The following is a 24,835-nucleotide window of genomic DNA, read 5'->3' as shown; positions in this document are numbered from 1 at the left end:
TGGCCCGGCTCTTGCTAGGAATTGTTCCAAGCAAGGAGGCTCACATGGCCAATCACATCGAATCATCGCTGCTGGACGCCCTGGCGGCCAGACAGAAGACGGACCCGGCCAACCTTCACGAACTCGACAGCGCGGACGTGGCCATCTCCAGCGAGGCGCTTTCGGCCATCGGCAAGGCGGCGCGCTCGCTGCTTTCGGCGGCGCTGGGCGCTGCCGGGGCGGGCGACATGCCCGTGGGAGAGATCGTGAAGCTGTTCGCCTCGAAACTCTACTGGAACGAGGCCGGGGGCGAGCTGATCATGTGCGCGGCCATCGCCGGGCGCACGGTGTGCCTGCCCGTGCCCGCCGGACACTGGAACGTGCCCGTGCGCGGCAGCGTGCAATGAGCCCGGGGAGGGCTCAGCCCCGCTCGGCGGCCTTCACCTCGTCCCAGAGGCTGTCCCAGTCCGCCAGCTTGAAGCCGGAGGTGTCCTGGTCCCGTTGCCGGGCCAGGGCCTCCATGGCCTCGAAGCGGCGCAGGAAGGCGGCGTTGGCACCTTCCAGGGCGGCGTTGGCCTTCACGCCCAGCCTGCGGCCGTATTCCACCAGCGTGAAGAGATAGTCGCCGAATTCCGCCTCCACGCGCGCCTGGTCGCCCTGGGCGCGCGCCTCCTGAAGTTCCTTCCATTCATCGGCCAGCTTTGCCTCCTGGGCCTGGTCCGACTCCCAGGTGAAATGATGGCGCGCGGCCTTGGCGTTGAGCCGGTAGGCCTTGAGCAGGGCGGGCAGTCCCCGGGGCAGCGAGGCGAAGATGCCGCCCGGGTCCTCCTTTTCGCCGCGCTTGATGCGCTCCCAGTTGCGCAGGAGTTCCTCCTGGTTCTCGACGCTCAGACCCTCGAATACGTGGGGGTGGCGGCGGATCATCTTGGCGGAGGCCGAGTCGATGGCCTGGGCCATGGTGAAGGTCCCGCGCCCTTCGTAGAGGGCGGCCACGAAGCAGAGCAGGAAGAGCACGTCGCCCAGCTCCTCGGCCGCGCCCGCCGCGTCTCCGGAGCGGATGGCCTCCACCAGTTCGTGGGCCTCCTCGATCACGTAGTCGCAGAGGGTCTCGGGGGTCTGGGCCTGATCCCAGGGGCATCCGCCCGGTCCAAGCAGGGAGGCGACCACCTGGCGCAGCTTGGCCAGGGAGTCGCCGGAGGCGTCTTGCATGGGGGTCATCCTTTCTTGGGCTGCTGGCCCTGCTGCCCGGCGGGTTTGGCCGGGGCGTCCTTGGGCTTGGGCGGCTCCGGCACGGGCTTGGTCTGCGGGACCACCGGGCCGGGCGTGAGGTTCTTGAGCTTTTGCTTCCAGTCCGGCGGGATGTACTGGGTGAGGAAGCCGTCCACCTTCTCCAGCACGGGCACCAGACGGGAGGAGGCCATGAAGTCCGGCCTGGGCAGGAGCACGGTCCAGACCCAGAGGATCAGCGCCGTGACGAGGATGCCCTTGGCCAGCCCGAAGAAGCCTCCGAAGAACTTGTTGGCCCAGTCGATGAGCGTGAGCTTCATGAGCGTGGTGAGACCGGACACCAGGAGCGAACACGCGATCATCACGCCGACGAAAAGAATCAGGAAGGCCGCCGGCGCGGCGAAGGCCGGATTGGAGACCAGGGGCGTCAGGTGCGGGGACAGGGCGGGGGAGTAGGCCACGGCCAGTTTGAATCCCAGGATAAGTGCCAGGATGGACGCCGCCTCCTTCACCAGGCCACGGATGTAGCCCCGCACGAAGAAGAAGCCCCAGATGATGAGCAGCGTGAGGTCCGCGATGTTCACGCGGCCTGCCTAGCAGCTTTTTTGCGGGGAAGCAAAGCGGGACATACGGTCCCGCCTGGACGCGCTGAAAGGCCCGTCCGCGTCCGGAGCGGGTTGACAGGCTCCACGGCGATCGCGTGGGGCGCCCCGGCGAGGCCCCGGATGCGCAGGGCGGACAGGACGTGCCGGGCCGCGCGGCCCGATTCCTGGGCTCGCGCTGTTCAGCCGTGCGGCATGCCCGGGGACGCGCGCCCCTGCTCCAGGTCCAGCAGGAAACGCTTGAGGGCCAGCCCGCCGCGGTAGCCCGTGAGGCTGCCGTCCGACCCCACCACGCGGTGGCAGGGGGTCACCAGGGGCAGGGGGTTGCGCCCGTTGGCCGCCCCGGCGGCGCGGGCCGAACCCGGTCGCCCCGCGCGGGCGGCGATGTGGGCGTAGCTGGCCGTGCAGCCGTAGGGGACGCCACGCACAGCCTCCCAGACGGCCAGTTGGAAGGGCGTGCCCGCGGGGGCCAGAGGCAGGTCGAAAAGGCGCAGTCCCCTTTTGAAATAGGCCTGGAGCTGCCGCGCGGCCTCGCGCAGGAGCGGGGTGGGCGCGGGATGGCAGCCCTGGGGCGCGGCCTCGCCGGGCAGGAGGACCATGGCCAGCGCGTCTTCTTGCGCGGCCAGGCCCAGGCGTCCGACGGGTGTGTCCACGTGGAGGAGGTTCACGGAGCGTTCTCCCGGGCGGCGCGGACCTGTCCGGGCGTCTGGCCCGTGAGGTCGCGGAAGCGCCTGTAGAAGGTGGAAAGGCTCTCGAAACCGCTGTCCAGGGCCGCGCGGGCCACGGGCAGGGAGGTCGTGCGCAGGAGTTCCAGGGCCTTGGCCACGCGCAGGGCGTCCAGGCTTTGACGGGAGGTGCGGCCGGTGCGGGCCCTGAGGAGCCGGTCGAGCCGGTCGCGCGTGACGCCCAGGCCGTCCAGCTCCCGGCGCAGGGCGGCGGGGTCGTGGGCGAGGCGTTCCAGAAACGCCAGGGCGCGGCCGGTCAGGTCGCCGACGGGGTCGTGCTCCGCGAGGTCCGGGCGGCAGCGGGCGCAGGGCCGGTATCCGGCGGCCTTGGCCGCGTCCGGGTCGGGATAATAGCGCACGTTGCCGCGCCGGGGCGTGCGGGAGCGGCAGGAGGGACGGCAGAACACGCCCGTGGTGCGCACGGCGTAGACGAACAGCCCGTCGGCGGAGGGAGCGCAGGTTCGCACGGCGTCCCAGCGGGCGTCGTCGGAGAGGGAGAGGGTGAAGGCGTCGGGCGCGTCCATGGCTGGAGGCATAGCCCAAGGCGGGGTCGGCGTCTTCCCGGTTTCCGGCGGGCAATTGGCGTCGGCTTGCCGCTTGTCGTTAAATGATTAACGGTATGCCGTGAACCATGATCAAGGGCTTCAAGGACCGACGGGTGAAGGCGCTGTTCGACGGCGAGAAAGTTCCCCGTTTCGCCGCCATCGAGGGCATTGCCCTGCGCAAGCTGGACATGCTTGATGCGGCCAGGGTGCTTGGCGATCTCCTCTTGCCTCCCGGCAACAGGTTGGAGAGTCTGCGCGGAGACCGCGCCGGGCAATACAGCATCCGTATCAACCGCCAATGGCGCGTCTGTTTCGTCTGGACCGATGATGGTCCAGACGAGGTGGAGATCGTCGACTACCATTGGAAGGAGTGCAGCCGTGAGAATCCGTACCCATCCTGGCGAGGTGCTGCGCGAGGAGTTCATGAAGCCGTTGGAGCTTTCCGCCAACGCTTTGGCCCTGGCCCTGCGCGTTCCCGTCACGCGTGTGAACGACATCGCCCGCGAGCGACGGGGCGTTTCGGCCGACACGGCCCTGCGTCTGGCCCGCTATTTCGGCACCACGCCGGAGTTCTGGTTGAATCTTCAGCAGGCGCACGACCTTTCGAAGGTCGAGCGGGAAATGGGGGCTGAGATCGTGCGGGGGGTGGAACCGAGGATGGCGGGTTGACCTACGGCCTCAGGCCGGAAGCTTCCCCTCCAGCCCCAGCAGCCACCGCTTCATTTCCAGCCCCGGCCCGTACCCGCCGATCCTGCCCCCTGCCGCCAGCACGCGGTGGCAGGGGTACACCAGGGGCCAGGGGTTGCGCGCCATGGCCTGGCCCACCGCGCGGGCCGCGCCCGGGCGGCCGCAGCGCGCGGCCAGCTCGCCGTAGCTCAGGGTCTCCCCGGCCGGGATGCGCGCAAGCTCCGTGAGCACCGCCCGGAAAAAGGGGGGCAGGGCCGCCAGGTCCACGGGCAACTCCGGCCACGTGACCCGCTCGCCCGCCACGTAGCGGGCAAACGCCTCCTGGAGCGCCCTGCCGTGCGCCGTCGCGATCCTGGACGTCTCGCCGTCTTGCGCCCAGCGCGGACGGATGGAGGCGAGCCATCCGGCGTCCCAGGTCAGCTCCAGGGCCAGTGGCCCGTACGCCAGCAGTTCCGAACGCGTCATTACCGGCCCTCCGGGCGGTATTCCAGCTCCGGCGAGAGCACCACGCTCATGGCGGCCTGGTGCAGCTGGGGCTCCCAGGCGCGCAACTGGTCCTCGGGCGCGAACCAGGCCACGCGGATGAAGCCCTGGCTCGTCAGCCACGTGTAGGAGCCCATGGCCACCTTGCGCCCGTGGGCCGCCGAGTAGGCCACATCCTTATAATAGGTCATCCGTTTGAGAGGCTGGTGGTCCTTCTCCAGGAAGCGGTGGCCCTCTCCGGAGGACTGGGACTCGGAGTCGCGCTCGGCCATGACGCTCTCCATGAAGAGGTCCTGCGGGCCGCGCTTGCGGCCCGTCTCCACGGAGACGATCAGATAGGGCAGGGTGAACCACTTTTCGGCCGGGGCCTGGAAACCCATGCGCGTCTTGCGGAACTCGGCCAGGGCCTCGGGGGGCACGGGGCCGGAGAGGCCCCGGTGCTCGAAGAGGTAAAGCTCCAGCGGCGGGATGGTCACGAACCCCGAGGGCAGCGAGATGGTGAAGGACCCCCCGGGCGTGGCCAGGCGTGTCTGGGCCGGGGAGGGGGCCGCCCGGAGAAGGCAGGCCAGCGCGAGCAGGACGACGGCGAAACGGTGCATGGAACGCTCCATGGATGCGGTTGCGGCCGGAAGGCCCCGGAAGGGCGGACCGGCGTGTGTGACTCACCCGGCCCAAGGACGACGCCCTTCGCGCTTCTTGCGTGCCGGGGCAGGGGCGCGTCAGCCCTGGGCGGGCGGCCACAGGTCGCCCTGGCGCAGGCCCGACGCGGCTGCGGCGCGGCGGATGGCCTCGTGCACCCGGCGTTTGTCCCCGGCCCATTCCGGCGCAAGGAGTTCCCCATGGGCGGGGTCCGCCGCCAGGCGGTGCACCACCACCTCCGGCGAGAGCCGGGCCAGGGCGCGCGCCAGCCATGCGGCGTAACGCTCCAGGGCGATAGGCTCGTACCCCCCGATGCGCCAGTGGGTCTCCAGGAGACTGCCCCGGGCCACGTGGAGGTTGTGAAACTTCACCCCGGCCACGGGCAGGGAGGCCACGAAATCCACGGTGGCGTCCCAGTGGCGCTCATCCTCTCCGGGCAGCCCGGCCATGAGGTGCGCGCAAACCTTGAGCCCGTGGTCGCGGGCCGCGCGGACCGCCTCGGCGAAGCTCTCCGGGCCGTGGCCCCGGTTCACCCGGGCAAGGGTTGCCGGGTTGCAGGACTGCAAGCCCAGTTCCAGCCAGAGCTCCTTCGCGGGGAAAGCCGCCAGGAGGGCGAGCTTTTCGTGGTCCAGGCAGTCCGGGCGGGTGCCCAGGCAAAGGCCCTCCAGGTCCGGGATGTGGGACAGCTCGTCCAGGACCCTGGCCAGCCGCCGGGCCGGGCCGTGGGTGTTGGAGAAGGCCTGGAGGTAGCCCACCAGGGCCACGTCGCCCCAGCGGGCCTGTCGGGCCTCGCGCCAGCGCGCCCACTGCTCCGCGAGGGGAAGGCGCGCCAAACCCGTGCCGGCCCCCCGGGCGTTGCAGAAGATGCAGCCGCCCTTGGAGAGGGTTCCGTCGCGGTTGGGGCAGGAAAAACCGGCGTCCAGGGGGATCTTGCGCGCGGCGCGCCCGAAGACCGCGCGCCAGCGGACCGAGAGGGCATGATGGCCCCGCGTGCGGATGGCGTCTCGTGAAACGTGGTCCATATGGGCAGAATCGAGTTGACAACGTTGATGGAATGACTCAACACCAAGCCTCGAACGGGGAGCCCGGCCGGGCTATCCCCAGCCGACCGAGGGCCGGCCGCGCGCGGCCCGCCTTTTTTTGTCGGCTCGCGACGACCGCCCCGCGCGGCGTCGCCGTGCAATTCGCCAGGCTCCTTACGGTGAGCCAAGGAAGGGATCATGTCCAGACTTTTGGATTCCGCACTGGGATTTTTCTCCAACGACCTGGCCATCGACCTGGGCACGGCCAACACCCTGGTCTACGTGAAGGGCAAGGGCATCGTGCTCTCGGAGCCCTCGGTGGTGGCCGTGAAGAAGGACGCCCGGGGCGTCAACAAGGTGCTGGCCGTGGGCGCCGAGGCCAAGAAGATGCTTGGCCGCACGCCGGGCAACATCGTGGCCATCCGGCCCATGAAGGACGGCGTCATCGCCGACTTCGAGGTCACCGAGGCCATGCTGCGCCACTTCATTTCCAAGGTGCACAACTCGCGCCGCCTGGTGCGCCCGCGCATCATCATCTGCGTGCCCACGGGCATCACCCAGGTGGAGAAGCGCGCGGTGAAGGAATCGGCCCAGTCGGCCGGCGCGCGCGAGGTCTACCTGATCGAGGAGCCCATGGCCGCGGCCATCGGCGCCAACCTGCCCATCACCGAGCCCACCTCCAACATGGTGGTGGACATCGGCGGCGGCACCACCGAGGTGGCGGTCATCTCGCTTTCCGGCATCGTGTACTCGCGCAGCGTGCGCGTTGGCGGCGACAAGATGGACGAAGCCATCATGCAGTACGTCAAGCGCAAGTACAACATGCTCATCGGCGAATCCACGGCCGAGCAGATCAAGATCCAGATCGGCAGCGCGCACCACTCCACGAGCCAGGGCGACATGGAGGTCAAGGGACGCGATCTGGTCACGGGCATTCCGCAGAACATTGTCATCACGGCCGAAGAGATCCAGAAGGCCATCGCCGAGCAGGTGGAATCCATCGTGCAGGCGGTGCGCATCGCCCTGGAGCAGACCCCGCCGGAACTGGCGGCCGACATCGTGGACCGGGGCATCGTGCTCACGGGCGGCGGCGCGCTCCTGCGCGGTCTCGACCAGCTCCTGCGCGAGGAGACCAGCCTGCCCATCGTCATCGTGGACGACCCGCTCTCGGCGGTTGTCCTCGGTTCCGGCAAGGCCCTGGACAACCTGGATGTGCTCAAAGAGGTAACGATCGATTAAGCCCTCGCCCCAGCGCATCGCTCTGGGCCTGCTGGTGGTCCTGTTCGTCTATCTGGGGCTGTTCACCTGGAACATCCGCACCGGATACGTCGACAATCTGGCCAGCCATACGGGCCTTGAACTCACTCGCTGGGTGCTTACGCCCGGCAGGTGGGCGTGGTCGCGTCTGTCCGAATTCTGGGAGCGCTACGTCTACTTCGTGGGCATCCGCCAGGAGAACGAGACGCTGCGCGCCGAGCTGGCCCGCGCCCAGGACGAACTGGTGCGCACCCGCGAGCAGGCCTCCCTGGCCGAACGGCTCACGAGCCTGCTGCTCATCCAGCCGCCCCCCGAATGGAACCGCGAGGCCGCCCGCGTGATCGCCCACCGCCTGGGGCCCAACGCCGCACTGGAAACCTTCGTGATCGACAAGGGCAGCCGGGGCGGCGTGGACGTGAACACCCCCGTGGTCACGCCCGAGGGTCTGGTGGGGCGCGTGCTGCGCAACTCGCTCTCCGCTTCCACCGTGATCATGGTCACCGATCCCAACTCCAAGATCCCCGTGGTCTCCCAGAAGTCGCGCACGCAGGGCATCCTGGCCGGGCGCGGCCCGGGGCAGGGGATGATCCTCCAGTACGTCTCGCTTTCGGCCCCCATCGAGGACGGCGAGACCCTCGTGACCACCGGGCTCGAAGGCATCTTCCCCCAGGGGCTGCCCGTGGCCAGGGTGAGCCTCGTCTCGCGCGAGGGCGCGTCGCTCTTTTTGAACGTGCAGGCCCAGCCCCTCTTCGACGCCTCGCGCCTGGAAGAGGTGGCCCTCCTGCGCAAGGCCCCGCCGCCCAAGCCCGAGGAGCCCGAGGACGGCCTCCCCGACACCTCCACCAAGCGCCCCAAGGGCGCGGCCGAACGCAAGGGCGAGGTGAAGAAACGCGGACGCAACGAGCCCCCCGAAGCGAGACAGCCCGAAGCGCCCAAAAAGAAACGGGGCGACGGGCAATGAACGGCCCCCGGATCGCCTTCTGGGGCCTGTTCACCCTCGCGGGGGTCTGGCTCCAGAGCTTCATGCCCGGGGTGGACTTCCTCGCCCCGGGACTTATCCTCAGCCTTCAGGAAGAAAAGGTGCGCGCCACCCTAGGCATGGCCGTCGTGTGGCTGCTGATCCAGGAGGGCACCGGGTCCCTGGCCTTCGGGGCCGTGGTGCTGTGGTACGGGGTGCTGGCGGCCTTGTTCTTTTTCGGACATTGGCTCTTCGAGGCCAAGAACTTCCTGTTCATGATCATCCTCGGGGCCTGCCTGGGAATTTTGCATTTCGGGCTCATGCATGTCATGACCTACCTTCAGGAGTGGCGCGTGCAGCCCGGCAGGGTGTTCGTGGAGTCGGTGGTCCAGGCCGTGGTCTTCCCCGTGGAATGGGGCCTCATCTACGTCACGTACAACCACCTCCCCAGCAATGCCAAAGACGTATGAGTCGGATTCCGGACAGCAGACGCCGCGTGGCGGGCTGATCCTGCTCCAGGCCCTGGTGCTGGGCCTGTTCTGCCTGTTCACCCTGCGCCTGTGGTACCTGCAGGTGCACAGGGGCGAGCACTTTTCCGACCTGGCCCGCGAAAACCAGATGCGCCAGGCCTCCATCATCGCGGCCCGGGGCATGATCCTGGACCGCAACGGCAAGGCCCTGGCCGTCAACGAGCCGAGCTTCGCCCTGGGCCTCATCCGGGAAGACTGCGAGGACGTGCAGGGCACCCTGCGCAAGGTGGCCGAGTGGACCGGCCTGGACTACCAGGTGCTCCTGGACACCTACATCCGGGGCAAGAAGCGCTCCAAGCCCTTCGAGCCGCTGGTGCTCATCTCCAACCTCTCCTACGAGCTGCTGGCCAAGATCGAGGCCAACGCCGTCTCCTGGCCCGGGCTGGAGATCCTCATCCGCCACAAGCGCTACTACCCCGACGGGATGCTCATGGCCCACGTGCTGGGCTACGTGGCCGAGGCCAACGAGGAGGACCTGGAGAAGGACTCCCGCCTGGCCCTGGGCGACCACGTGGGCAAGCAGGGCCTGGAATACGTTCTGGAGCAGCGCCTGCGCGGCGAAAAGGGCCTCAAGCAGATCGAGGTGGACGCCTACGGCCGCGAGCACGACCAACACGTCCTCCTGGAGCCGCGCGCCGGGGGCAACCTCAAGCTCTCCATCGACGCCGGGCTCCAGGCCTGGGCCGCCAAGCAGCTGGAAGGCCAGGCCGGAGCCATCGCGGTCCTGGAGGCGGACACCGGCAAGGTGGCCGCCCTGGTGAGCCAGCCCAGCTACGACTCCAACCTCTTCGTGCTGGGCATCCCCCCCAAGAAGTGGAAGGAACTGCGCGACGACCCCATGCACCCCATCCAGAACCGGGTGGCCCAGTCGGTGTACCCTCCGGGCTCCACCTTCAAGCTGCTCATGGCCGCTGCGGCCCTCTCGGAGGGCCTCATCAAGACCACGGACACCGTGTTCTGCTCCGGCTCCTACCGCGTGGGCGACCACGACTTCCACTGCTGGAAGAAGGGCGGCCACGGCTCCGTGGACATGCGCTCGGCCCTGGTGCACTCCTGCGACGTCTACTTCTACCAGCTGGGCGAGCGCCTGGGCATCGACCGCATCAACCGCTACGCCCTCCAGGCGGGCTTCGGCGCGCCCACGGGCATCGACCTGCCCCACGAGCGCGGCGGTCTCATCCCCTCCACGGCCTGGAAGAAGCGCCGCTACGGCGAGAACTGGACCCGGGGCGAGACCCTCAACGCCTCCATCGGCCAGGGCTCGGTGCAGGTTTCCCCCCTCCAGCTGGCCAAGTTCGTGGCCTCGCTGGTCAACGGCGGGAGAATCATCCGCCCCAGCCTGGTCCTGGACGACCCCGTGGACGTGCAGGCCAAGCTCAACCTCTCCGACAAGGACCGCGAGTTCATCGTGCGCGCCATGGCGGACACCGTCCAGGCTGGCACGGCCCAGAAGCTTAAGCGCCCCGACGCCGTGATCGGCGGCAAGACCGGCACCGCCCAGGTGGTGCGCCTGGCCAACGCCGACATCCGCCAGAAGACCCACGAAATGGCCTACAAGCAGCGCGACCACGCCTGGATCGCCACCTGGGGCCAGAAGGACGGCAAGACCTACGTGGTGGTCTGCATGGTGGAGCACGGCGGCCACGGCGGCGAGACGGCAGGGCCCATCGTGCGCTCCATCTACGACTATCTCTTCGGCCCGGCCCCCGGCATGCCCAAGGCCCAGAAGGCCGCCGAGGCCGCCAGACCGGAAGTGGGCGACTAAGGCATGTCTCCCATCGACCGCAGGCTTTTCACGCACATCAACTGGCCGCTGCTGGCCATGGTGGCGATGCTTTTCGGCACGGGCGTCCTGAACCTCTATTCCGCGAGCGGCTTCCGCATCGGCGACGGGGTGTCGCTCAACCCGTTCTACCAGAAGCAGTGCATCTGGGGCCTGGCGGGCCTGTGCTGCCTGGTGGCCCTCACGGTGTTCGACTACCGCTACCTCAAGCATGCGGCCTGGCCGTTGATGATCGTCACCCTCGTGCTCCTGGCCCTGGTGCCCGTGATCGGCAAGACCGTCTACGGGGCCAAGCGCTGGCTGGACTTCGGGGCCTTCAGCCTCCAGCCCAGCGAGCTGGCCAAGTTCGCCACGCTCCTGGTGGGCGCGCTCATGCTCTCCAAGGATTCCGGGCGGCTGGGATGGCTGTCGCTCCTGACGGTGCTGGCGGTGGTGCTGCCGCCGGCGGCCATGGTCATCGTCCAGCCGGACCTGGGCTCGGGGTTGAACATCCTGTTGCTCCTGTGCGGGATGATCCTCTACCGGGGCCTGGCCGGCCGGGTGTTCAAGGTGCTCCTGGTTACGGTCCCTGCCCTTATCCCGTGCGGCTGGTTCTTCCTCAAACCCTATCAAAAGCTGCGCATTCTGACCTTGTTCAATCCTGAACGAGACCCCCTCGGGTCGGGCTACCACATCATCCAGTCGCAGATCGCCATCGGTTCCGGGCAGATGTGGGGCAAGGGGTTCCTGGAAGGCACCCAGAGCCAGTTGCGCTTCCTGCCCGAGAAGCACACCGACTTCGCCGTGGCCGTGTTCGCCGAGGAGTGGGGCTTCGTGGGAAGCATCATCCTGGTGGCCATGTTCTGCGTGTTCCTCACGCTGCTCGCGGGTGTTGCGCGCGACGCCAAGGACCGCTTCGGCTCCTTCCTGGCGGCGGGCGTATTCTTCTATTTCTTCTGGCAAATCCTCATCAATATGGGTATGGTGCTGGGAATTATGCCGGTAGTGGGCATCCCGCTGCCGTTCATCAGCTACGGCGGCAGCGCCACTATCGTGAACTTCTGCCTCATCGGCATCGCGCTCAACGTCTCCATGCGCCGCTTCGTCTTCAAGAAGACCTGACGCGCTGGCATCTTCGGAGGGACTTACCGTGGCCAAGGACGAGATCAACGCCTTTCTCGGCGTGGGAACCACCTACCGGGGCAGGCTCGATTTCACCGGGACCGTGCGCGTGGACGGGGTGTTCGAGGGCGAAGTGGAGTCCGAGGGGACGCTCGTGGTGGGGCGCGAGGCCACCGTGACCGGGCAGGTCCGCGTTGGCCAGCTGGTGCTGGGCGGGGCCCTCAGCGGAGAGGTGACGGCGGCCCAGCGCGTGGTGCTCCACAAGACCGCGCGCTTCACGGGCACGCTGGTCACCCCTGCGCTCTCCGTGGAAGAGGGCGCGGTGATCGAGGGCCAGGTGCGCATGACGGGCCAGGCCGAGGGCGCGTAGCGTCCGGTCTCAAGTCGGCAGGGTGGGGCGGGGCTCCGACGCCGGACGGCGCGGGGATTCCATCCGGCCCACGCCGCGCGCCGCCCTGTCAGGGAGCGCTTCAGCCGCTCCCGTCCCCGCTTGGTAGGAAGCCTGTCCGCTCTCGCAGGGCGGCCCTCCGATGTTCGTGAAATCCATAACAATACCCTCCCAATCCCCTCAATTTCCGTGCGTTTTCGCGGTCTTTCCCGAAAAACCCCCTGGACAGGCCCTGGGAAATCGGGTAATCACCCTCCGGGCTTGAACTAAAATTCACAATTAGGGGGCGGTGAATGGACATACTTGTTCTCGACAAGTGGTTTTTCGTGCAGGTTGTCAACTTTCTGGTCATCCTCGTGGTGCTCAACGCGGTGCTGATCGCGCCGATCCGCAGGATGCTCAAGCTGCGCGCCGGGACGATCGCCGCCCAGGCATCCGAGATCGACGGTTTCACGGCGAACGCCGAATCCAAAATCAAGAACTACCAGGACGCTCTTGAAGCGGCCCGCGTTCAGGCCAGCGCCACCCGCGCCGGTCTTCGCGAGGAAGGTCTTTCGGCCGAGAAAGGCATCCTGGAAGCGGCTGGCAAGCAGGCTGCGGACGAGCTCAAGGCCGCCCGCACCAAGATCTCCGGCGAGTCCAAGGCTGCCCTTGAAACCATGCTGGCTGGGGTGACCGGCATGGCCGAGAAGGCCGCCTCGAAAATTCTGGGCAAGGCCCTGTAACCGGCAGCCCCAAAGGGTCCAAGGAGGTTGGCATTGAAGAAGGCACGGATAGTACTCTTCACCTTGGCGGTGTGCCTGTTGACCGCCGTGTGCGCGTGGGCTTCCGCGGACGGCGCGGAAGGGCCCAACTGGAAGAACTTCATCCTGCGCAGCATCAACTTCGCTCTCGTGGTGGGCGTGGTCTGGTGGGTCGCGGGCAAGAAGATCGCCAGCACTTTCGGCGGCCGCAGGCTCTCCATCGAGAACCAGCTGGCTGATCTGGAGGAGCGCAAGGCTGCGGCCCAGAAGCGTCTGGCCGATGTGGAACACTCCATCGCGAACCTTGAAGCCGAGCGCGCCCAGATCCTGGGTGACTACAAGGCCCAGGGCGAGGCGCTGAAGGCCTCCATCGTGAAGGCTGCCGAGGAGCAGGCCGAGCGCATCAAGTCTCAGGCGCTGCTCTCCGCCGAGCAGGAGTCAAAGGCCGCCGCCGACGCCCTGCGCGTCGAGATGGCCGACAAGATCATCGAAGCCGCCCAGGGACTTCTGGCCAAGAAGCTCACGGCCGAAGTGCAGGACAAGCTCGTTGACGACGCTTTAGGCAAGGTGGTGCTCAATTGACCGGGAACATCGTCGCTCGCAGGTACGCCAAGGCGTTGTTCGCCCTAGGCGTCAAGGAGAAGGCCGCCGACACTTTCGGCAAGGACCTCGCGGGGCTCGCCCATGCCATGGATGCCGCGCCTGGTCTCCAGAAACTCTTTAAAAGCCCGAACTTCAATACGCAGGAGAAGAAGGCGGTTCTCGGCGATGTGGTGGCCAAGCTGAAGATGGCCCCCCTCTCGGTGAACTTCCTCTCCGTGCTTGCGGACAAGGGCCGCCTGGACTGCGTGCAGGACATCCAGAAGACCTACGCCGAACTTCTGGACGCCTCCAGCGGTGTGGTGCGCGGAAAGCTCACCACCGCCATGGCCCTGCCCGCCAAACGCCAGAAGGATATCATGGGCACGCTCGAGAAGAAATCCGGCAAGAAGCTGGTGCTCGACTTCGGCGTGGACTCCGCCATCCTCGGCGGTGTCGTCTTGCGGGTGGGGGACAAGGTCCTGGATGCGAGCCTTCGGGCCCAGCTGCAGCTGTTGAAAGATCAAATCAAGAGGGGTGAGTAGGGCCATGCAGATCAAAGCCGAAGAGATCAGCAAGATCATCGAGCAGCAGATTCAGAATTATGAGTCTCGCGTCGAGATGAGCGAGACCGGCACCGTGCTCTCCGTGGGCGACGGCATCGCACGCGTCTACGGCTGCCAGAACGCGATGTCCATGGAGCTCCTGGAATTCCCGGGCGGCATCATGGGCCTGGTGCTCAACCTGGAAGAGGACAACGTGGGCGTGGCCCTGCTGGGCGAAGACACGCACATCAAGGAAGGCGACCCGGTCAAGCGCACCGGCAAGATCTTCTCCGTGCCCGTCGGTGAAGCCGTTTCCGGCCGCGTCATCGACCCCCTGGGCAACCCCATCGACGGCCTTGGCCCCATCGCCTCGAAGGAGTTCCGCGAGGTCGAAATCAAGGCCCCCGGCATCATCGCCCGTAAGTCGGTGCACCAGCCCATGTACACCGGCCTCAAGGCCGTCGACGCCATGACCCCCATCGGTCGCGGCCAGCGCGAGCTGATCATCGGCGACCGTCAGGTCGGCAAGACCGCCGTCTGCCTGGACGCCATCCTGGCCCAGAAGGGCGGCGACGTGAAGTGCTTCTACGTGGCCATCGGCCAGAAGAAGTCCACGGTGGCCCTCGTGGTGGACACCCTGCGCAAGTACGGCGCCATGGAATACACCACCGTCATCTCCTCCACCGCTTCCGAGCCCGCGCCGCTGCAGTTCATCTCGGCCTACGCCGGCTGCACCATGGCGGAGTACTACCGCGACTCCGGCCGCCACGCCCTCATCATCTACGATGACCTCTCCAAGCAGGCCGTGGCCTACCGCCAGATGTCGCTGCTTCTGCGCCGTCCTCCCGGTCGTGAAGCCTTCCCCGGCGACGTGTTCTACCTGCACTCCCGCCTGCTGGAACGCGCCTCCAAGCTCTCCGACGCCCGCGGCGCCGGCTCGCTGACCGCGCTGCCCATCATCGAGACCCAGGCCGGCGACGTGTCCGCATACATCCCGACCAACGTGATCTCCATCACCGACGGCCAGGTGTACCTGGAGCCCAACCTCTTCAACGCCGGCATCCGGCCCGCCATCAACGTCGGCCTCTCGGTCTCCCGAGTCGGCGGCGCGGCCCAGATCAAGGCCATGAAGCAGGTCGCCGGCACGCTGCGCCTCGACCTGGCCCAGTACCGCGAACTCGCCGCCTTCGCCCAGTTCGGCTCCGACCTGGACAAGGGCACCCAGCTCAAGCTCAACCGCGGCATGCGCATGGTGGAGCTGCTCAAGCAGCCCCAGTACCAGCCCCTCCCCGTTGAAGAGCAGGTGTCGGTCATCTTCGCGGCCGGCCGCGGCTTCCTTGATGACATCCCCGTGGCTGCGGTGCGCAAGTTCGAGGAGCAGTTCCTCGACTACATGCGCAACTCCAAGTCCGATGTCCTCAAGGCCATCCGCGAAAAGCAGGCCCTGGACGACAGCCTCACCCAGACCCTGGGCGCCGCCATCGACGAGTTCAAAAAGGGCTTCCGGGCTGAAGGCTAACCCAGGGGAGGACAAACCATGCCATCCCTGAAAGACGTTCAGGTCAAGATCGCAGCGGTCAAGAAGACCAAGCAGATCACCAAAGCCATGAACATGGTGGCTTCGGCCAAACTGCGCAACGCCCAGGCGCGCATCGAACGCTTCCGCCCCTACGCGGACAAGTTCTATGAGATGCTGGGCGGCCTGGCCAACGGAGCGGATCCCAAGATCCATCCGCTCCTGGAGGTCCGCGAGGAGATCAAGACGGTGCTCATCGTCCTGGTCACCTCCGACCGCGGCCTGTGCGGCTCCTTCAACGGCAGCCTCATCAGCATGGCCATCAAGCTCGCCAAGGAAAAGGCCGCCCAGGGCAAGACGGTCAAGTTCGTCTGCATGGGCAAGAAGGGTCGCGACACGGTTCGCAAGTCCGGCTACGAGATCGTGGCCGCCTACGGCGACCAGATGGGTGCGTTCGACTACTCCGTGGCCCTCAAGCTGGGCAACGAAGTGATCGGCGGGTACATCCGCGGCGACTTCGACGAAGTGAATCTGGTCTTCGGCAAGTTCATCTCCATCCCCAGGCAGGAGGCCACTCAGCTGACCATCCTGCCCATGGCCGCGGACCAGGCGTCCGACGCCCCGGCGGCCGGGACCAAACAGGAGTACCTCTACGAACCTTCGGTGGAAGGCCTTCTGGCCGAACTTCTGCCCCGGTTCGTCAACGTCCAGGTCTATCGCGGAATGCTGGACACCTCGGCCTCGGAGCATGCGGCACGCATGCGGGCCATGGACAACGCCACGAGGAACTGCGACGACATGGTGGGCACGCTCACCCTTGTCTACAACAAGGCCAGGCAGGCGAGCATCACCAGAGAGTTGATGGACATCGTCGGCGGAACCGAAGCGCTCAAAGGATAAAGGGGGCGAGAAATCATGAGCGGTGTCAAAGGCAAGATCGTACAAGTTATCGGCGCGGTGGTGGACCTCGAATTCCCCGAGGGCCAGCTCCCCGCCATCATGAACGCGGTGAATCTGAAGAACACCAACAACCCCAACGCCACGGACCTCGTCCTTGAAGTGGCGCAGCACCTGGGCAACAACGTCGTGCGCACCATCGCCATGGACGCCACCGACGGCCTCGTGCGCGGCATGGAAGGCGTGGACACCGGCAACCCCATCATGGCCCCCGTGGGCCGCGCCCCCCTGGGCCGCATCATCAACGTCGTGGGGCTCCCCGTGGACGAAGCCGGCGATGTCGGCGCCACGGAGTTCCTGCCCATCCACCGCACCGCTCCCGCCTTCGTGGAACTCTCCACCAAGGTTGAAGTGCTGGAAACCGGCATCAAGGTCGTCGACCTGCTCATTCCCTTCCCCAAGGGCGGCAAGGTCGGCCTCTTCGGCGGCGCCGGCGTGGGCAAGACGGTTATTCTGATGGAAATGATCAACAACATCGCCAAGCAGCACGGCGGCCTCTCCGTGTTTGCCGGCGTGGGCGAGCGTACCCGCGAGGGCAACGACCTCTACCACGAGTTCAAGGAAGCCGGCATTCTGGACAAAGCCGCCTTGGTGTACGGCCAGATGAACGAGCCCCCGGGAGCCCGTGCCCGCGTGGCCCTTACCGCCCTCACCGTCGCGGAATACTTCCGTGACGCCGAAGGCCAGGACGTGCTGCTGTTCATCGACAACATCTTCCGGTTCACCCAGGCCAACTCGGAAGTGTCGGCGCTGCTCGGCCGCATGCCCTCCGCGGTGGGTTACCAGCCCACCCTCGGCACCGACCTTGGCGCCCTGCAGGAGCGCATCACCTCCACCAACAAGGGCTCCATCACCTCGGTGCAGGCCGTGTACGTCCCCGCGGACGACCTTACCGACCCCGCGCCGGCCACCACGTTCTCGCACCTGGACGGCACCCTCGTGCTCTCGCGCCAGATCGCGGAACTGGGCATCTACCCCGCGGTGGACCCCCTCGACTCCACCTCCCGCATCCTCGACCCCCTGGTCCTGGGCGTGGAGCACTACGGCGTCGCCCGCGCGGTGCAGCAGATCCTCCAGAAGTACAAGGACCTGCAGGACATCATTGCCATTCTGGGCATGGACGAACTCTCCGACGAGGACAAGCTGACCGTGGCCCGCGCCCGTAAGATCCAGCGCTTCCTCTCGCAGCCGTTCTTCGTCGCCGCCCAGTTCACCGGCAAGGAAGGCCGCTACGTCAAGCTGGAAGACACCATCAGGGGCTTCAAGGCCATCATCGAAGGCAACCACGACGACCTCCCCGAGGGCGCCTTCTACATGGTGGGCGGCATCGAAGAAGCGGTGCAGAAAGCCAAGGAGATGTAAGGCATCATGGCCAAGGAACTCCGCCTGGAAATCGTCACGCCTGACCGGTTGGTCGTGTCCTCCGACGTGGAATACGTCGGAGCGCCCGGCGTGCTCGGCGAGTTCGGCGTGCTGCCCGGCCACGTTCCCTTCCTCTCCGCTCTGGGCATCGGCAACCTGCACTACAACGTCGGCGGCAAGACCTACTACGTCTTCGTCTCCGGCGGGTTTGCCGAAGTCAGCGGCGATAAGGTGACTGTCCTGGCCGAAGTGGCCGAACGGGCCGAAGAGATCGATATGGAACGCGCCCGCCGCGCTGAAGAGCGCGCGCGCCAGCGCATCACCAAACAACAAGAAGCCTTGGACAACGCCAGGGCCACCGCTGCACTCCAGCGCGCCATGGCCCGCATGAGCTGCCGTACCGCAGCCCAGTCCGCAGGCACCAGCAGCCGCGCCTAAAACGCGCTGCGACCCAGACCGCACTTGAGGGCGGCGGACGAAAGTCCGCCGCCCTTTCCTTTGCGGCAAACCGGAAACGTCTGGGCGACGATGGTTCTTCTCGATGCGGATGACGCGTGCTGTGCGTTCCATCGAGCAGTCACTGCCTGAAATGGCTTGTTCGGGCCATCCTGGGCGTCTGCTCTTTGATCGATTGTTTCTTCATCTACGAGACACCGCGTCCGATCGTTCATCGTCGGTCATGCCAGCGGCGCGCCGGCGGATGCGTCAGTCCCCTTGAAAAGCCGCCCTGCCTGTGCCAAATCCACACGGAATTGTTCACACTGAAAACGAGGCATCCATGAAAGAGAAGGTCAGCGCGTTGGTCTTGGCGGCGGGCAAGGGCACGAGGATGTATTCCGAAGACCCCAAAGTGCTGCGCACGCTGCTGGGGGAGCCCATGCTCGGGTTCGTGCTGGGTGGCCTGGAACCGGTGTTCGGCGAGAGGGTGCGCGTTGTGGTGGGGTTTGGCGCCGAGAAGGTGCGCAAGGCCTACCCCGGATACGACGGAAGGTTCGTGCTCCAGGAGCAGCAGCTGGGAACGGGTCATGCCCTGCAGTGCGCGTGGTCCGCAATTCTGGCCTCCGGCGAGGACTACGTGCTGGTGGTCAACGGCGACGTTCCGTTGGCGTCCGGGCAAGACCTGGCGGCCTTCGTCGAAGACGGCCTTTCCGCAGGCGTGGACCTGGCGTTTCTGACCATCGAGCTGGACGACCCCGGCGCATACGGCCGCGTGGTGCGCGACGCCTCCGGGGGCGCGTGCATCGTGGAGGCCAAAGATTTCGACCCATCTGCCCACGGGCGACCGACGGGAGAGATCAACGCGGGCATCTACCTCTTGCGGGTGTCGGCCGTTGACAAGGTGCTGCACGGGCTTACCAATGCCAACAAGGGCGGTGAATTCTACATCACGGACCTGGCGGAGCTGGTGGCTCGCGCCGGGGGAAAGGTTTCCGCCCTGAGCCGGGGCCGGGATGAAAACCTTCTGGGCATCAACAACGCCAGGGAATTGCTGGCGGCAGAGGAAAGCCTGCGGGTTCGCATCGTGGATGGGCTGATCGACTCCGGCGTGGTGATCCGTCAGGCCGGGAGCGTGCGCGTCGGCCCGCGCGTGCGCATCGCGCCTGGATGCGAGGTCTGCGGACCGTGCGAACTGCTTGGCGACACGTTGCTGGAGCCCGGCGCGGTGGTGGAGTCGGGCTGCGTGGTGAAGGACAGCCAACTGGGCGTGCGCTCCGTGGTGCATTCGTTCTCGCACCTGGAACGGGCGGTGCTGGGCGTGGGGTGCCATGCCGGACCTTTCGCGCGGCTTCGTCCCGGCGCGGTGCTGGAGGACGACGCCCGCGTGGGGAACTTCGTGGAGATGAAGAAATCCGTGCTTGGCCCAGGGGCCAAGGCGGGGCATCTGTCGTACCTTGGCGACGCGTTCATCGGCGCCGGGGCCAACATCGGGGCCGGAACCATCACGTGCAACTACGATGGAGTGAACAAGCACGTGACGCGCATCGGCGCGAAGGCGTTCATCGGCTCCAACACGGCGTTGGTTGCCCCCGTGACGGTTGGCGACGAGGCGCTGGTGGGCGCGGGCTCGGTGATCACCAAGGAGGTGCCGCCCGGGGCTCTGGCCATCGCGCGCGGCAAGCAGATCGTTCGTGAGCGCAGGAAAAACCCGGCTTGATTTCACCTGTCAAACCGGGTAGGAGTTAGCATATGGACATCATCGACACCTTGGAAGAGCGCATCGCGCAACTGGTGAATCGCCTCAAGGCGTTGGAAGAAGAAAACAGGACCTTGAAGGCGGCCATGGAACAGGAGAATGCCTCGATGAAAGAGGCCCTGGACCTGGAACGCCAGAAGAAGGACGCCGTGTTGTCCCGGGTGGATCAGCTCTTGAAGAAGTTGCAAGAGGAGCCGATCTGAATTGAATGCCGATGCCAAGCTACAGCAAGGTCATTCTCGGGCTTGAACTCTCATTCAAGACCGACGCGGAACCGGACCGCGTGGAGACAGCCAAGGCATTGGTGGAAGAACGCTACAGGCTGCTCAATCCGGGTGGAAAGAATCTGAGCAAGGAGAAGCTGCTGACGTTCGTGGCCCTGGGCCTCGCGGACGATCTGCTGATGGCCAACCAGAAACTGTCCGAGATGGAAAGCAAGCTCGACAGGATTCTGAAAAGGATAAAACCGCCGGAATGATCCCGGCGTTATGACGATACTTCCCTGGAGTGCGCGTGATCGTCGATCGGTTTCTGAGCCGATACTCCTGAAAAGGGTGACGCTCCGAGACGGCTGGTGTGCGGACCCGCCTTGAGCGGGTGGCCTTAAAGCCGTCCAGTGTCGCCCACCTTGCGTAAGCAAGGTTCAAAACTGATCGTCGACACGGCTCTCCGGGGTCCCCCGGCCATCCTCAGTCTTGGGGAGCCCCGCTCCCACCGTGCGCCTGCCGCGTCCGTCTTCACTGTTCCCTGCACCGCCTTCGGCGGACTTGTTTTCGCGTTCCGGGCCAGCGCCCGGTGCGGCATACCGGGCGCTGGCCCGTGACACAATAGAGGGAATCGGCATGGACTTCAGCATCGTCGTCGGCGTGATGGGCGTGGCGGCAGGCGCCGCGGGCGGATGGTTGCTCAACCGGATCATTTCAGCCAAGGCGTTGGCGGAATCGAAAACCCTGGCCGAGCGCATCCTGGAAGAGGCCCGCAAGGAGGCCCAGGCGCACAAGAAGGAAATCATCCTCCAGACCCAGGACGAACTCTACAAGCAGAAGCTCGAACACGAGAAGGAGGTCAAGGAGCGCGAGGGCCAACTCGTGCGCAAGGAATCCTCGCTTCAGGAGAAGCTGGACAAGCTCGAATCGAAGCTTGAAAAAGCCACGCAGAAGGAGTCCGACCTGCTGGCCCAGGAAAAGCGCCTCTCCCACCAGGAGAAAATCCTGGGCGAGAAGGAGGAGAGCCTGGCCGAATCGGCCCAGGTGCAGGAACGCAAGCTCGAAGAAATTTCCGGCCTCACGGCCGATGAGGCCAAGCGCGTGCTCATGGCCGAGATGGAGAGCCGCACCCGCCACGAGGCCGCGCGCATGATCCGCCAGATCGAAACCGAAGCCAAGGAAGAAGCCAGCAAGAAAAGCAAGGAAATCCTCGCCCTTGCCATCCAGCGCTACGCGGGCGACTACGTTTCGGAGCAGACCGTCACCGCCGTGACCCTGCCCAGCGAGGAGATGAAGGGCCGCATAATCGGCCGTGAGGGCCGCAACATCCGCGCCCTGGAGGCCGCCACCGGCGTGGACCTGATCATCGACGACACGCCCGAGACCGTGATCCTCTCGGCCTTCTCCCCCATCCGCCGCCAGGTGGCCAAGATGGCCCTGGAACGCCTGATCACCGACGGCCGCATCCACCCGGCGCGCATCGAGGACATCGTCAAGAAGTGCGAGCAGGAATTCGAGGTGAAACTGCGCGAACTGGGCGAGCAGGCCACCTTCGACGTGGGCGTGCACGGCATCCACGCAGAGATCGTCAAGCTCCTGGGCCAGCTGCACTACCGCACCAGCTATTCGCAGAACGTGCTCCAGCACTCGCTGGAAGTGGCGTCGCTGTGCGGCATCATGGCCTCGGAACTGGGCCTGGACGTGAAGAAAGCCAAACGCGCGGGCCTGCTCCACGACATAGGAAAGGCCGTGGACCACGAGATCGAAGGCCCTCACGCCATCATCGGCTACGACCTGGCCAAGAAGTTCGGCGAGTCCAAGGACATCACCCACGCCATCCAGGCACACCACGAGGACGTGCCGCCCAAGACCGTCTACGCCGTGCTGGTGCAGGCCGCCGACAGCCTCTCGGGCGCCCGCCCCGGCGCACGCAAGGAGCTCCTTTCGAGCTACGTGAAGCGCCTGGAGGACCTGGAGAACATCGCCACCAACTTCGATGGCGTCTCCAAGGCCTACGCCATCCAGGCAGGCCGCGAGATCCGCGTGGTGGTGGACTCCGACGCCGTGGACGACGACAAGACGCACGTTCTCTGCAAGGACATCGCCAAGAACATCGAGGAGAACCTCACCTACCCCGGCCAGATCAGGGTCACCGTGATCCGCGAACGCCGGGCCGTGGGATTCGCCAAATAGCGCCCACGCGGCAGGTGCCGCCAGTGTCGGCCGACGGGGAGAGAACCTCCCGGGAAGTAGACAGTGGGCCGGCAGACGCATCAGGTGCTTACAAGGCCCTGGCGCGGCGAGGGGACGTCCTGGACTATCCGAACCGGCCAGGGCCTTGCCGCTCGAAGCGTCTAGAAGGACAGCCCCCGGGCCGACGGGATGGCCATGGCTGGCAGAAGGAGCAGGATGTTTTCTGCAAAATGGTCGGGAAATCCCGCAGCGCGCGGTTCAGGGATTTCCATACGGAGTCGGCGGAGGTGCGGGGCATGCAGGGAGAGTGGGAGTCCACGCACGGGCTCACCGGTGTTTTTGGGGAGCCCGTTGCGGGCGACTTCAGCGCCCAGTGCGACCATGGGGCCGTGGTGAAGACGACCGTGAAGGCGCAACAACTCCGTGTGGCCGGTTTGGGCAAACCGCACTGTCTCCTGACGCCGCTCCTCAAAACCGTGCTCGCCTGCAGGGCGACCGAACCGGCCGATCAGGTGGTCGCATGCTGAGCGTCCTCTTCCTGGGCGACGTGGTGGGCCGCCCCGGGCGCAAGGCCCTGGCGGAACAGGCCCGCAACCTGCGCCGCGACCTGGAGCTGGACGTGCTCATGGCCAACGTGGAGAACGCTTCGGGCGGCATAGGCCTCAACGCCAAGGCCGCCCGCGAGCTCCTGGCCCTGCCCCTGGACGTGCTCACCGGCGGCAACCACACCTGGAAACACAAGGATGTTTTTCCGGTCTTCCAGGAAGCGCCCAGGCTGCTGCGCCCGGCCAACTACCCGGCCGGGGCGCCCGGCACGGGCCTGCGCGTCTTCGAGACGGCCGGGGGCGTGCCCTACGCCGTGCTCAATCTCCTGGGCCGCACCTACATGGACGCTGTGGACTGCCCCTTTCAGACCGCCCGGACCCTGTTGGACTCCCTGCCAGCCGACGTCGCTGTCCGTATCGTCGATTTCCACGCCGAGGCCACCAGCGAGAAAAAGGGCATGGCCTATTTTCTTGACGGGCGCGTCTCCGCGGTGCTCGGCACCCACACCCATGTGCAGACCAACGACGCCCGCATCCTGCCCGGCGGCACGGCCGCCCTCACCGACGTGGGCATGTGCGGCCCCGTGCATTCCGTGATCGGCATGGACGCGCAGGGCATCGTGAACCGTTTCCTCACGCGGCTTCCCGTGCGCTTCGAGGTGGCCAAGGGCCCCGCGCGACTGGAGGGGGCCTTGTGCGCCATTGACGAGTCCACGGGCCGGGCGCTAAGCATCCGCCCTTGGCAAGGAGGACTTTCGTGAACGTTTTCGACGAACTCACCTGGCGAGGCCTGGTCCATCAGACCAGCGGGGCGGACACCCTGCGCGAACACCTGGCCGCGCCCGGACGCGTGATGTACTGCGGCTTCGACCCCACGGCCGAGAGCCTGCACATAGGCAACATGGTGCCCCTGTTGGCGCTCATGCGCTTCGCCCTGGCCGGGCACAGGCCCATGGCCCTGCTGGGCGGGGCCACCGGCCTCATCGGCGACCCCAGCGGCAAGGACAAGGAGCGCCAGCTCTCCGACCCCGCCGACACCGCCGCCCGCGCCGAACGCATCAAGGCCCAGATCCTCAAGCTCTTCACGGACAACGGGGCCTCCATCGACGTGGTGAACAACCTCGACTGGATCGGGAAACTTTCGGCCATCGAGCTGCTGCGCGACGTGGGCAAGCACTTCACCGTGAACTACATGCTGGCCAAGGACTCCGTGAAGGGGCGCATCGACCGCGAAGAGTCGGGCATCTCCTACACCGAGTTCAGCTACATGATCCTGCAGGCCTTCGATTTCCACCACCTGAACCGCGAGCAGGGCTGCACCCTGCAGATCGGCGGGGGCGACCAGTTCGGCAACATCACCGCCGGGCTCGAACTCATCCGGCGCAAGTCCGGGGCCGAGGCCCACGCCATGACCTTCCCGCTCATCACCACGGCCTCGGGGGCCAAGTTCGGCAAGAGCGAGAAGGGCGCCATCTACCTGGATCCGAACATCACCACGCCCTACGCCTTCTACCAGTACTGGGTGAACGCCGACGACCGCGACGTGGTGAACTACCTCAAGTACTTCACCTTCCTCCCCCGCGAGGAGATCGAGGCCCTGGCCGTGGCCGTGGCGGAAAAGGCCCACATGCGCGAGGCGCAGCGCACCCTGGCCTACGTAATGACCTCCATGGTCCACGGGCGCGACCAGGCCGAGCATGTGGTGAAGGCCAGCGAATACCTCTTCGGCAAAGGCGCGCTGGACGGCGTGGACCCCGCCACCCTGCGCGCCGCCCTGGAGGGCGCGCCGGGGCGCGACTACGCCTCCCGCGCGGACATCCCGGACATGGTGACGCTGCTGGTGGAGCTTGGCTTGTGCAGTTCCAAGGGCAACGCCCGCAAGGACCTGGCCGCCGGGGCCGTGACCGTGAACAACGCCAAGGTGGGGGCCGATTACGCCTACCCCGAATCCGACTTCGCGGGCGGCTCGCTCCTTCTGGTGCGCAAGGGCAAGAAAAGCTACGGCGTGGCGAGGCTCGGGTGAACGCCGCCGACCCCGCGCAGGGGAGTTGCGTCCGGCCGACGTGCGG

29 protein-coding genes, 1 other RNA gene and 1 pseudogene are annotated in these 24,835 nt (G+C 66.5%); 24 read left to right on the top strand and 7 right to left on the bottom strand.

Going from position 1 to position 24,835, the window contains the following annotated elements; translation table 11 throughout:
• The first annotated feature begins 44 nt into the window (after nucleotides 1-44).
• The gene (locus NNJEOMEG_RS15530; protein WP_173086074.1) at nucleotides 45-386 is read left to right on the top strand and encodes a hypothetical protein; all 342 of its coding nucleotides are present in this window, start codon (nucleotides 45-47) and stop codon (nucleotides 384-386) included.
• Nucleotides 387-399: 13 nt separating this feature from the next.
• Here the strand turns inward: NNJEOMEG_RS15530 and mazG are convergent, their stop codons facing one another.
• From mazG to NNJEOMEG_RS15510, 4 genes are all read right to left on the bottom strand, one after another.
• Nucleotides 400-1,188 (bottom strand): nucleoside triphosphate pyrophosphohydrolase, encoded by a 789-nt coding sequence (gene mazG, locus NNJEOMEG_RS15525; RefSeq protein ID WP_173086072.1) that lies wholly within the window; start codon nucleotides 1,186-1,188, stop codon nucleotides 400-402.
• Nucleotides 1,189-1,193: 5 nt separating this feature from the next.
• A complete protein-coding gene (locus NNJEOMEG_RS15520) occupies nucleotides 1,194-1,790 on the bottom strand; it encodes a CvpA family protein (RefSeq protein ID WP_173086070.1) in 597 nt (198 codons plus the stop codon).
• Between the two features lie 200 nt (nucleotides 1,791-1,990).
• Complete coding sequence (locus NNJEOMEG_RS15515) at nucleotides 1,991-2,476, bottom strand: methylated-DNA--[protein]-cysteine S-methyltransferase (protein ID WP_235956999.1); 486 nt, start codon at nucleotides 2,474-2,476, stop codon at nucleotides 1,991-1,993.
• Nucleotides 2,473-3,057, bottom strand: a complete 585-nt coding sequence (locus tag NNJEOMEG_RS15510) for an Ada metal-binding domain-containing protein (protein WP_173086068.1) — start codon at nucleotides 3,055-3,057, stop codon at nucleotides 2,473-2,475. The genes NNJEOMEG_RS15515 and NNJEOMEG_RS15510 overlap by 4 nt, the downstream gene beginning before the upstream one ends.
• 107 nt (nucleotides 3,058-3,164) lie before the next feature.
• Between NNJEOMEG_RS15510 and NNJEOMEG_RS15505 the strand changes: the two are divergent.
• Together NNJEOMEG_RS15505 and NNJEOMEG_RS15500 are read left to right on the top strand one after the other, a co-directional pair.
• Nucleotides 3,165-3,428, top strand: a pseudogene (locus tag NNJEOMEG_RS15505) (type II toxin-antitoxin system RelE/ParE family toxin); the annotation flags it as partial.
• A gap of 28 nt (nucleotides 3,429-3,456) precedes the next feature.
• Entirely contained in the window at nucleotides 3,457-3,747 is a 291-nt protein-coding gene (locus NNJEOMEG_RS15500) for a HigA family addiction module antitoxin (RefSeq protein ID WP_268885699.1), read from the top strand.
• Nucleotides 3,748-3,756: 9 nt separating this feature from the next.
• Here NNJEOMEG_RS15500 and NNJEOMEG_RS15495 read toward each other — a convergent pair whose 3' ends face one another.
• The 3 genes from NNJEOMEG_RS15495 to mnmL form a co-directional block, all read right to left on the bottom strand.
• Nucleotides 3,757-4,230, bottom strand: a complete 474-nt coding sequence (locus tag NNJEOMEG_RS15495; RefSeq protein ID WP_173086066.1) for a methylated-DNA--[protein]-cysteine S-methyltransferase — start codon at nucleotides 4,228-4,230, stop codon at nucleotides 3,757-3,759.
• Nucleotides 4,230-4,847, bottom strand: coding sequence for a hypothetical protein (locus NNJEOMEG_RS15490; RefSeq protein ID WP_173086065.1), 618 nt, complete (start codon nucleotides 4,845-4,847; stop codon nucleotides 4,230-4,232). The genes NNJEOMEG_RS15495 and NNJEOMEG_RS15490 overlap by 1 nt, the downstream gene beginning before the upstream one ends.
• A gap of 120 nt (nucleotides 4,848-4,967) precedes the next feature.
• Nucleotides 4,968-5,909 (bottom strand): tRNA modification radical SAM protein MnmL/YtqA, encoded by a 942-nt coding sequence (mnmL, locus tag NNJEOMEG_RS15485; protein ID WP_173086063.1) that lies wholly within the window; start codon nucleotides 5,907-5,909, stop codon nucleotides 4,968-4,970.
• 198 nt (nucleotides 5,910-6,107) lie between these two features.
• Between mnmL and NNJEOMEG_RS15480 the strand changes: the two genes are divergently transcribed.
• From NNJEOMEG_RS15480 to tyrS, 21 genes are all read left to right on the top strand, one after another.
• The gene (locus tag NNJEOMEG_RS15480) at nucleotides 6,108-7,148 is read left to right on the top strand and encodes a rod shape-determining protein (RefSeq protein WP_173086061.1); all 1,041 of its coding nucleotides are present in this window, start codon (nucleotides 6,108-6,110) and stop codon (nucleotides 7,146-7,148) included.
• A 34-nt stretch (nucleotides 7,149-7,182) separates the two neighbouring features.
• On the top strand, nucleotides 7,183-8,127 hold the full coding sequence (gene mreC / locus NNJEOMEG_RS15475) for a rod shape-determining protein MreC (RefSeq protein ID WP_235956998.1): 945 nt from the start codon (nucleotides 7,183-7,185) through the stop codon (nucleotides 8,125-8,127).
• The gene (locus tag NNJEOMEG_RS15470; RefSeq protein WP_173086059.1) at nucleotides 8,124-8,594 is read left to right on the top strand and encodes a hypothetical protein; all 471 of its coding nucleotides are present in this window, start codon (nucleotides 8,124-8,126) and stop codon (nucleotides 8,592-8,594) included. The genes mreC and NNJEOMEG_RS15470 overlap by 4 nt, the downstream gene beginning before the upstream one ends.
• Entirely contained in the window at nucleotides 8,578-10,419 is a 1,842-nt protein-coding gene (mrdA, locus tag NNJEOMEG_RS15465) for a penicillin-binding protein 2 (protein WP_173086058.1), read from the top strand. Before NNJEOMEG_RS15470 ends, mrdA begins: the two co-directional genes overlap by 17 nt.
• A 3-nt stretch (nucleotides 10,420-10,422) precedes the next feature.
• Nucleotides 10,423-11,538, top strand: a complete 1,116-nt coding sequence (rodA, locus tag NNJEOMEG_RS15460) for a rod shape-determining protein RodA (protein ID WP_173086056.1) — start codon at nucleotides 10,423-10,425, stop codon at nucleotides 11,536-11,538.
• 28 nt (nucleotides 11,539-11,566) lie between these two features.
• Nucleotides 11,567-11,908: a bactofilin family protein gene (locus NNJEOMEG_RS15455; RefSeq protein ID WP_173086054.1), complete on the top strand. Its 342-nt coding sequence runs from the start codon at nucleotides 11,567-11,569 to the stop codon at nucleotides 11,906-11,908.
• Nucleotides 11,909-12,219: 311 nt separating this feature from the next.
• On the top strand, nucleotides 12,220-12,651 hold the full coding sequence (locus NNJEOMEG_RS15450; RefSeq protein WP_235956997.1) for a F0F1 ATP synthase subunit B: 432 nt from the start codon (nucleotides 12,220-12,222) through the stop codon (nucleotides 12,649-12,651).
• 33 nt (nucleotides 12,652-12,684) lie between these two features.
• Entirely contained in the window at nucleotides 12,685-13,251 is a 567-nt protein-coding gene (locus NNJEOMEG_RS15445; protein WP_173086052.1) for a F0F1 ATP synthase subunit B, read from the top strand.
• Nucleotides 13,248-13,793: an ATP synthase F1 subunit delta gene (gene atpH, locus NNJEOMEG_RS15440; protein WP_173086050.1), complete on the top strand. Its 546-nt coding sequence runs from the start codon at nucleotides 13,248-13,250 to the stop codon at nucleotides 13,791-13,793. Before NNJEOMEG_RS15445 ends, atpH begins: the two co-directional genes overlap by 4 nt.
• A gap of 4 nt (nucleotides 13,794-13,797) precedes the next feature.
• Nucleotides 13,798-15,312: a F0F1 ATP synthase subunit alpha gene (gene atpA, locus NNJEOMEG_RS15435; RefSeq protein ID WP_173086048.1), complete on the top strand. Its 1,515-nt coding sequence runs from the start codon at nucleotides 13,798-13,800 to the stop codon at nucleotides 15,310-15,312.
• 18 nt (nucleotides 15,313-15,330) lie between these two features.
• The gene (locus tag NNJEOMEG_RS15430) at nucleotides 15,331-16,209 is read left to right on the top strand and encodes a F0F1 ATP synthase subunit gamma (protein ID WP_173086046.1); all 879 of its coding nucleotides are present in this window, start codon (nucleotides 15,331-15,333) and stop codon (nucleotides 16,207-16,209) included.
• A gap of 15 nt (nucleotides 16,210-16,224) precedes the next feature.
• Nucleotides 16,225-17,628, top strand: a complete 1,404-nt coding sequence (gene atpD / locus NNJEOMEG_RS15425; protein WP_173086044.1) for a F0F1 ATP synthase subunit beta — start codon at nucleotides 16,225-16,227, stop codon at nucleotides 17,626-17,628.
• 6 nt (nucleotides 17,629-17,634) lie between these two features.
• Nucleotides 17,635-18,066, top strand: coding sequence for a F0F1 ATP synthase subunit epsilon (locus NNJEOMEG_RS15420; protein ID WP_173086042.1), 432 nt, complete (start codon nucleotides 17,635-17,637; stop codon nucleotides 18,064-18,066).
• Between the two features lie 340 nt (nucleotides 18,067-18,406).
• On the top strand, nucleotides 18,407-19,783 hold the full coding sequence (gene glmU / locus NNJEOMEG_RS15415) for a bifunctional UDP-N-acetylglucosamine diphosphorylase/glucosamine-1-phosphate N-acetyltransferase GlmU (RefSeq protein WP_173086040.1): 1,377 nt from the start codon (nucleotides 18,407-18,409) through the stop codon (nucleotides 19,781-19,783).
• Between the two features lie 32 nt (nucleotides 19,784-19,815).
• Nucleotides 19,816-20,025, top strand: a complete 210-nt coding sequence (locus NNJEOMEG_RS15410; RefSeq protein WP_173086038.1) for a cell division protein ZapB — start codon at nucleotides 19,816-19,818, stop codon at nucleotides 20,023-20,025.
• A gap of 5 nt (nucleotides 20,026-20,030) precedes the next feature.
• Entirely contained in the window at nucleotides 20,031-20,300 is a 270-nt protein-coding gene (locus NNJEOMEG_RS15405) for a cell division protein ZapA (protein ID WP_371865501.1), read from the top strand.
• Nucleotides 20,301-20,318: 18 nt separating this feature from the next.
• Nucleotides 20,319-20,502: non-coding RNA, 6S RNA (gene ssrS, locus NNJEOMEG_RS15400), on the top strand.
• A 162-nt stretch (nucleotides 20,503-20,664) separates the two neighbouring features.
• Nucleotides 20,665-22,221 carry a ribonuclease Y gene (gene rny, locus NNJEOMEG_RS15395; RefSeq protein WP_173086036.1) on the top strand — a complete coding sequence of 519 codons (1,557 nt, stop codon included), beginning with the start codon at nucleotides 20,665-20,667 and terminating at the stop codon, nucleotides 22,219-22,221.
• A 296-nt stretch (nucleotides 22,222-22,517) separates the two neighbouring features.
• Nucleotides 22,518-22,748, top strand: coding sequence for a hypothetical protein (locus NNJEOMEG_RS15390; RefSeq protein WP_173086034.1), 231 nt, complete (start codon nucleotides 22,518-22,520; stop codon nucleotides 22,746-22,748).
• On the top strand, nucleotides 22,745-23,527 hold the full coding sequence (locus NNJEOMEG_RS15385; protein WP_173086173.1) for a TIGR00282 family metallophosphoesterase: 783 nt from the start codon (nucleotides 22,745-22,747) through the stop codon (nucleotides 23,525-23,527). Before NNJEOMEG_RS15390 ends, NNJEOMEG_RS15385 begins: the two co-directional genes overlap by 4 nt.
• Nucleotides 23,524-24,789, top strand: coding sequence for a tyrosine--tRNA ligase (gene tyrS / locus NNJEOMEG_RS15380; RefSeq protein ID WP_173086032.1), 1,266 nt, complete (start codon nucleotides 23,524-23,526; stop codon nucleotides 24,787-24,789). Before NNJEOMEG_RS15385 ends, tyrS begins: the two co-directional genes overlap by 4 nt.
• The last annotated feature ends 46 nt before the right edge of the window (nucleotides 24,790-24,835 follow it).

Origin of the sequence: Fundidesulfovibrio magnetotacticus (assembly GCF_013019105.1) — a bacterium.
GTDB lineage: Bacteria > Desulfobacterota > Desulfovibrionia > Desulfovibrionales > Desulfovibrionaceae > Fundidesulfovibrio > Fundidesulfovibrio magnetotacticus.
Note: the sequence above shows the minus strand (reverse complement) of the source record. Positions and strands in the feature narration are given on the sequence as shown.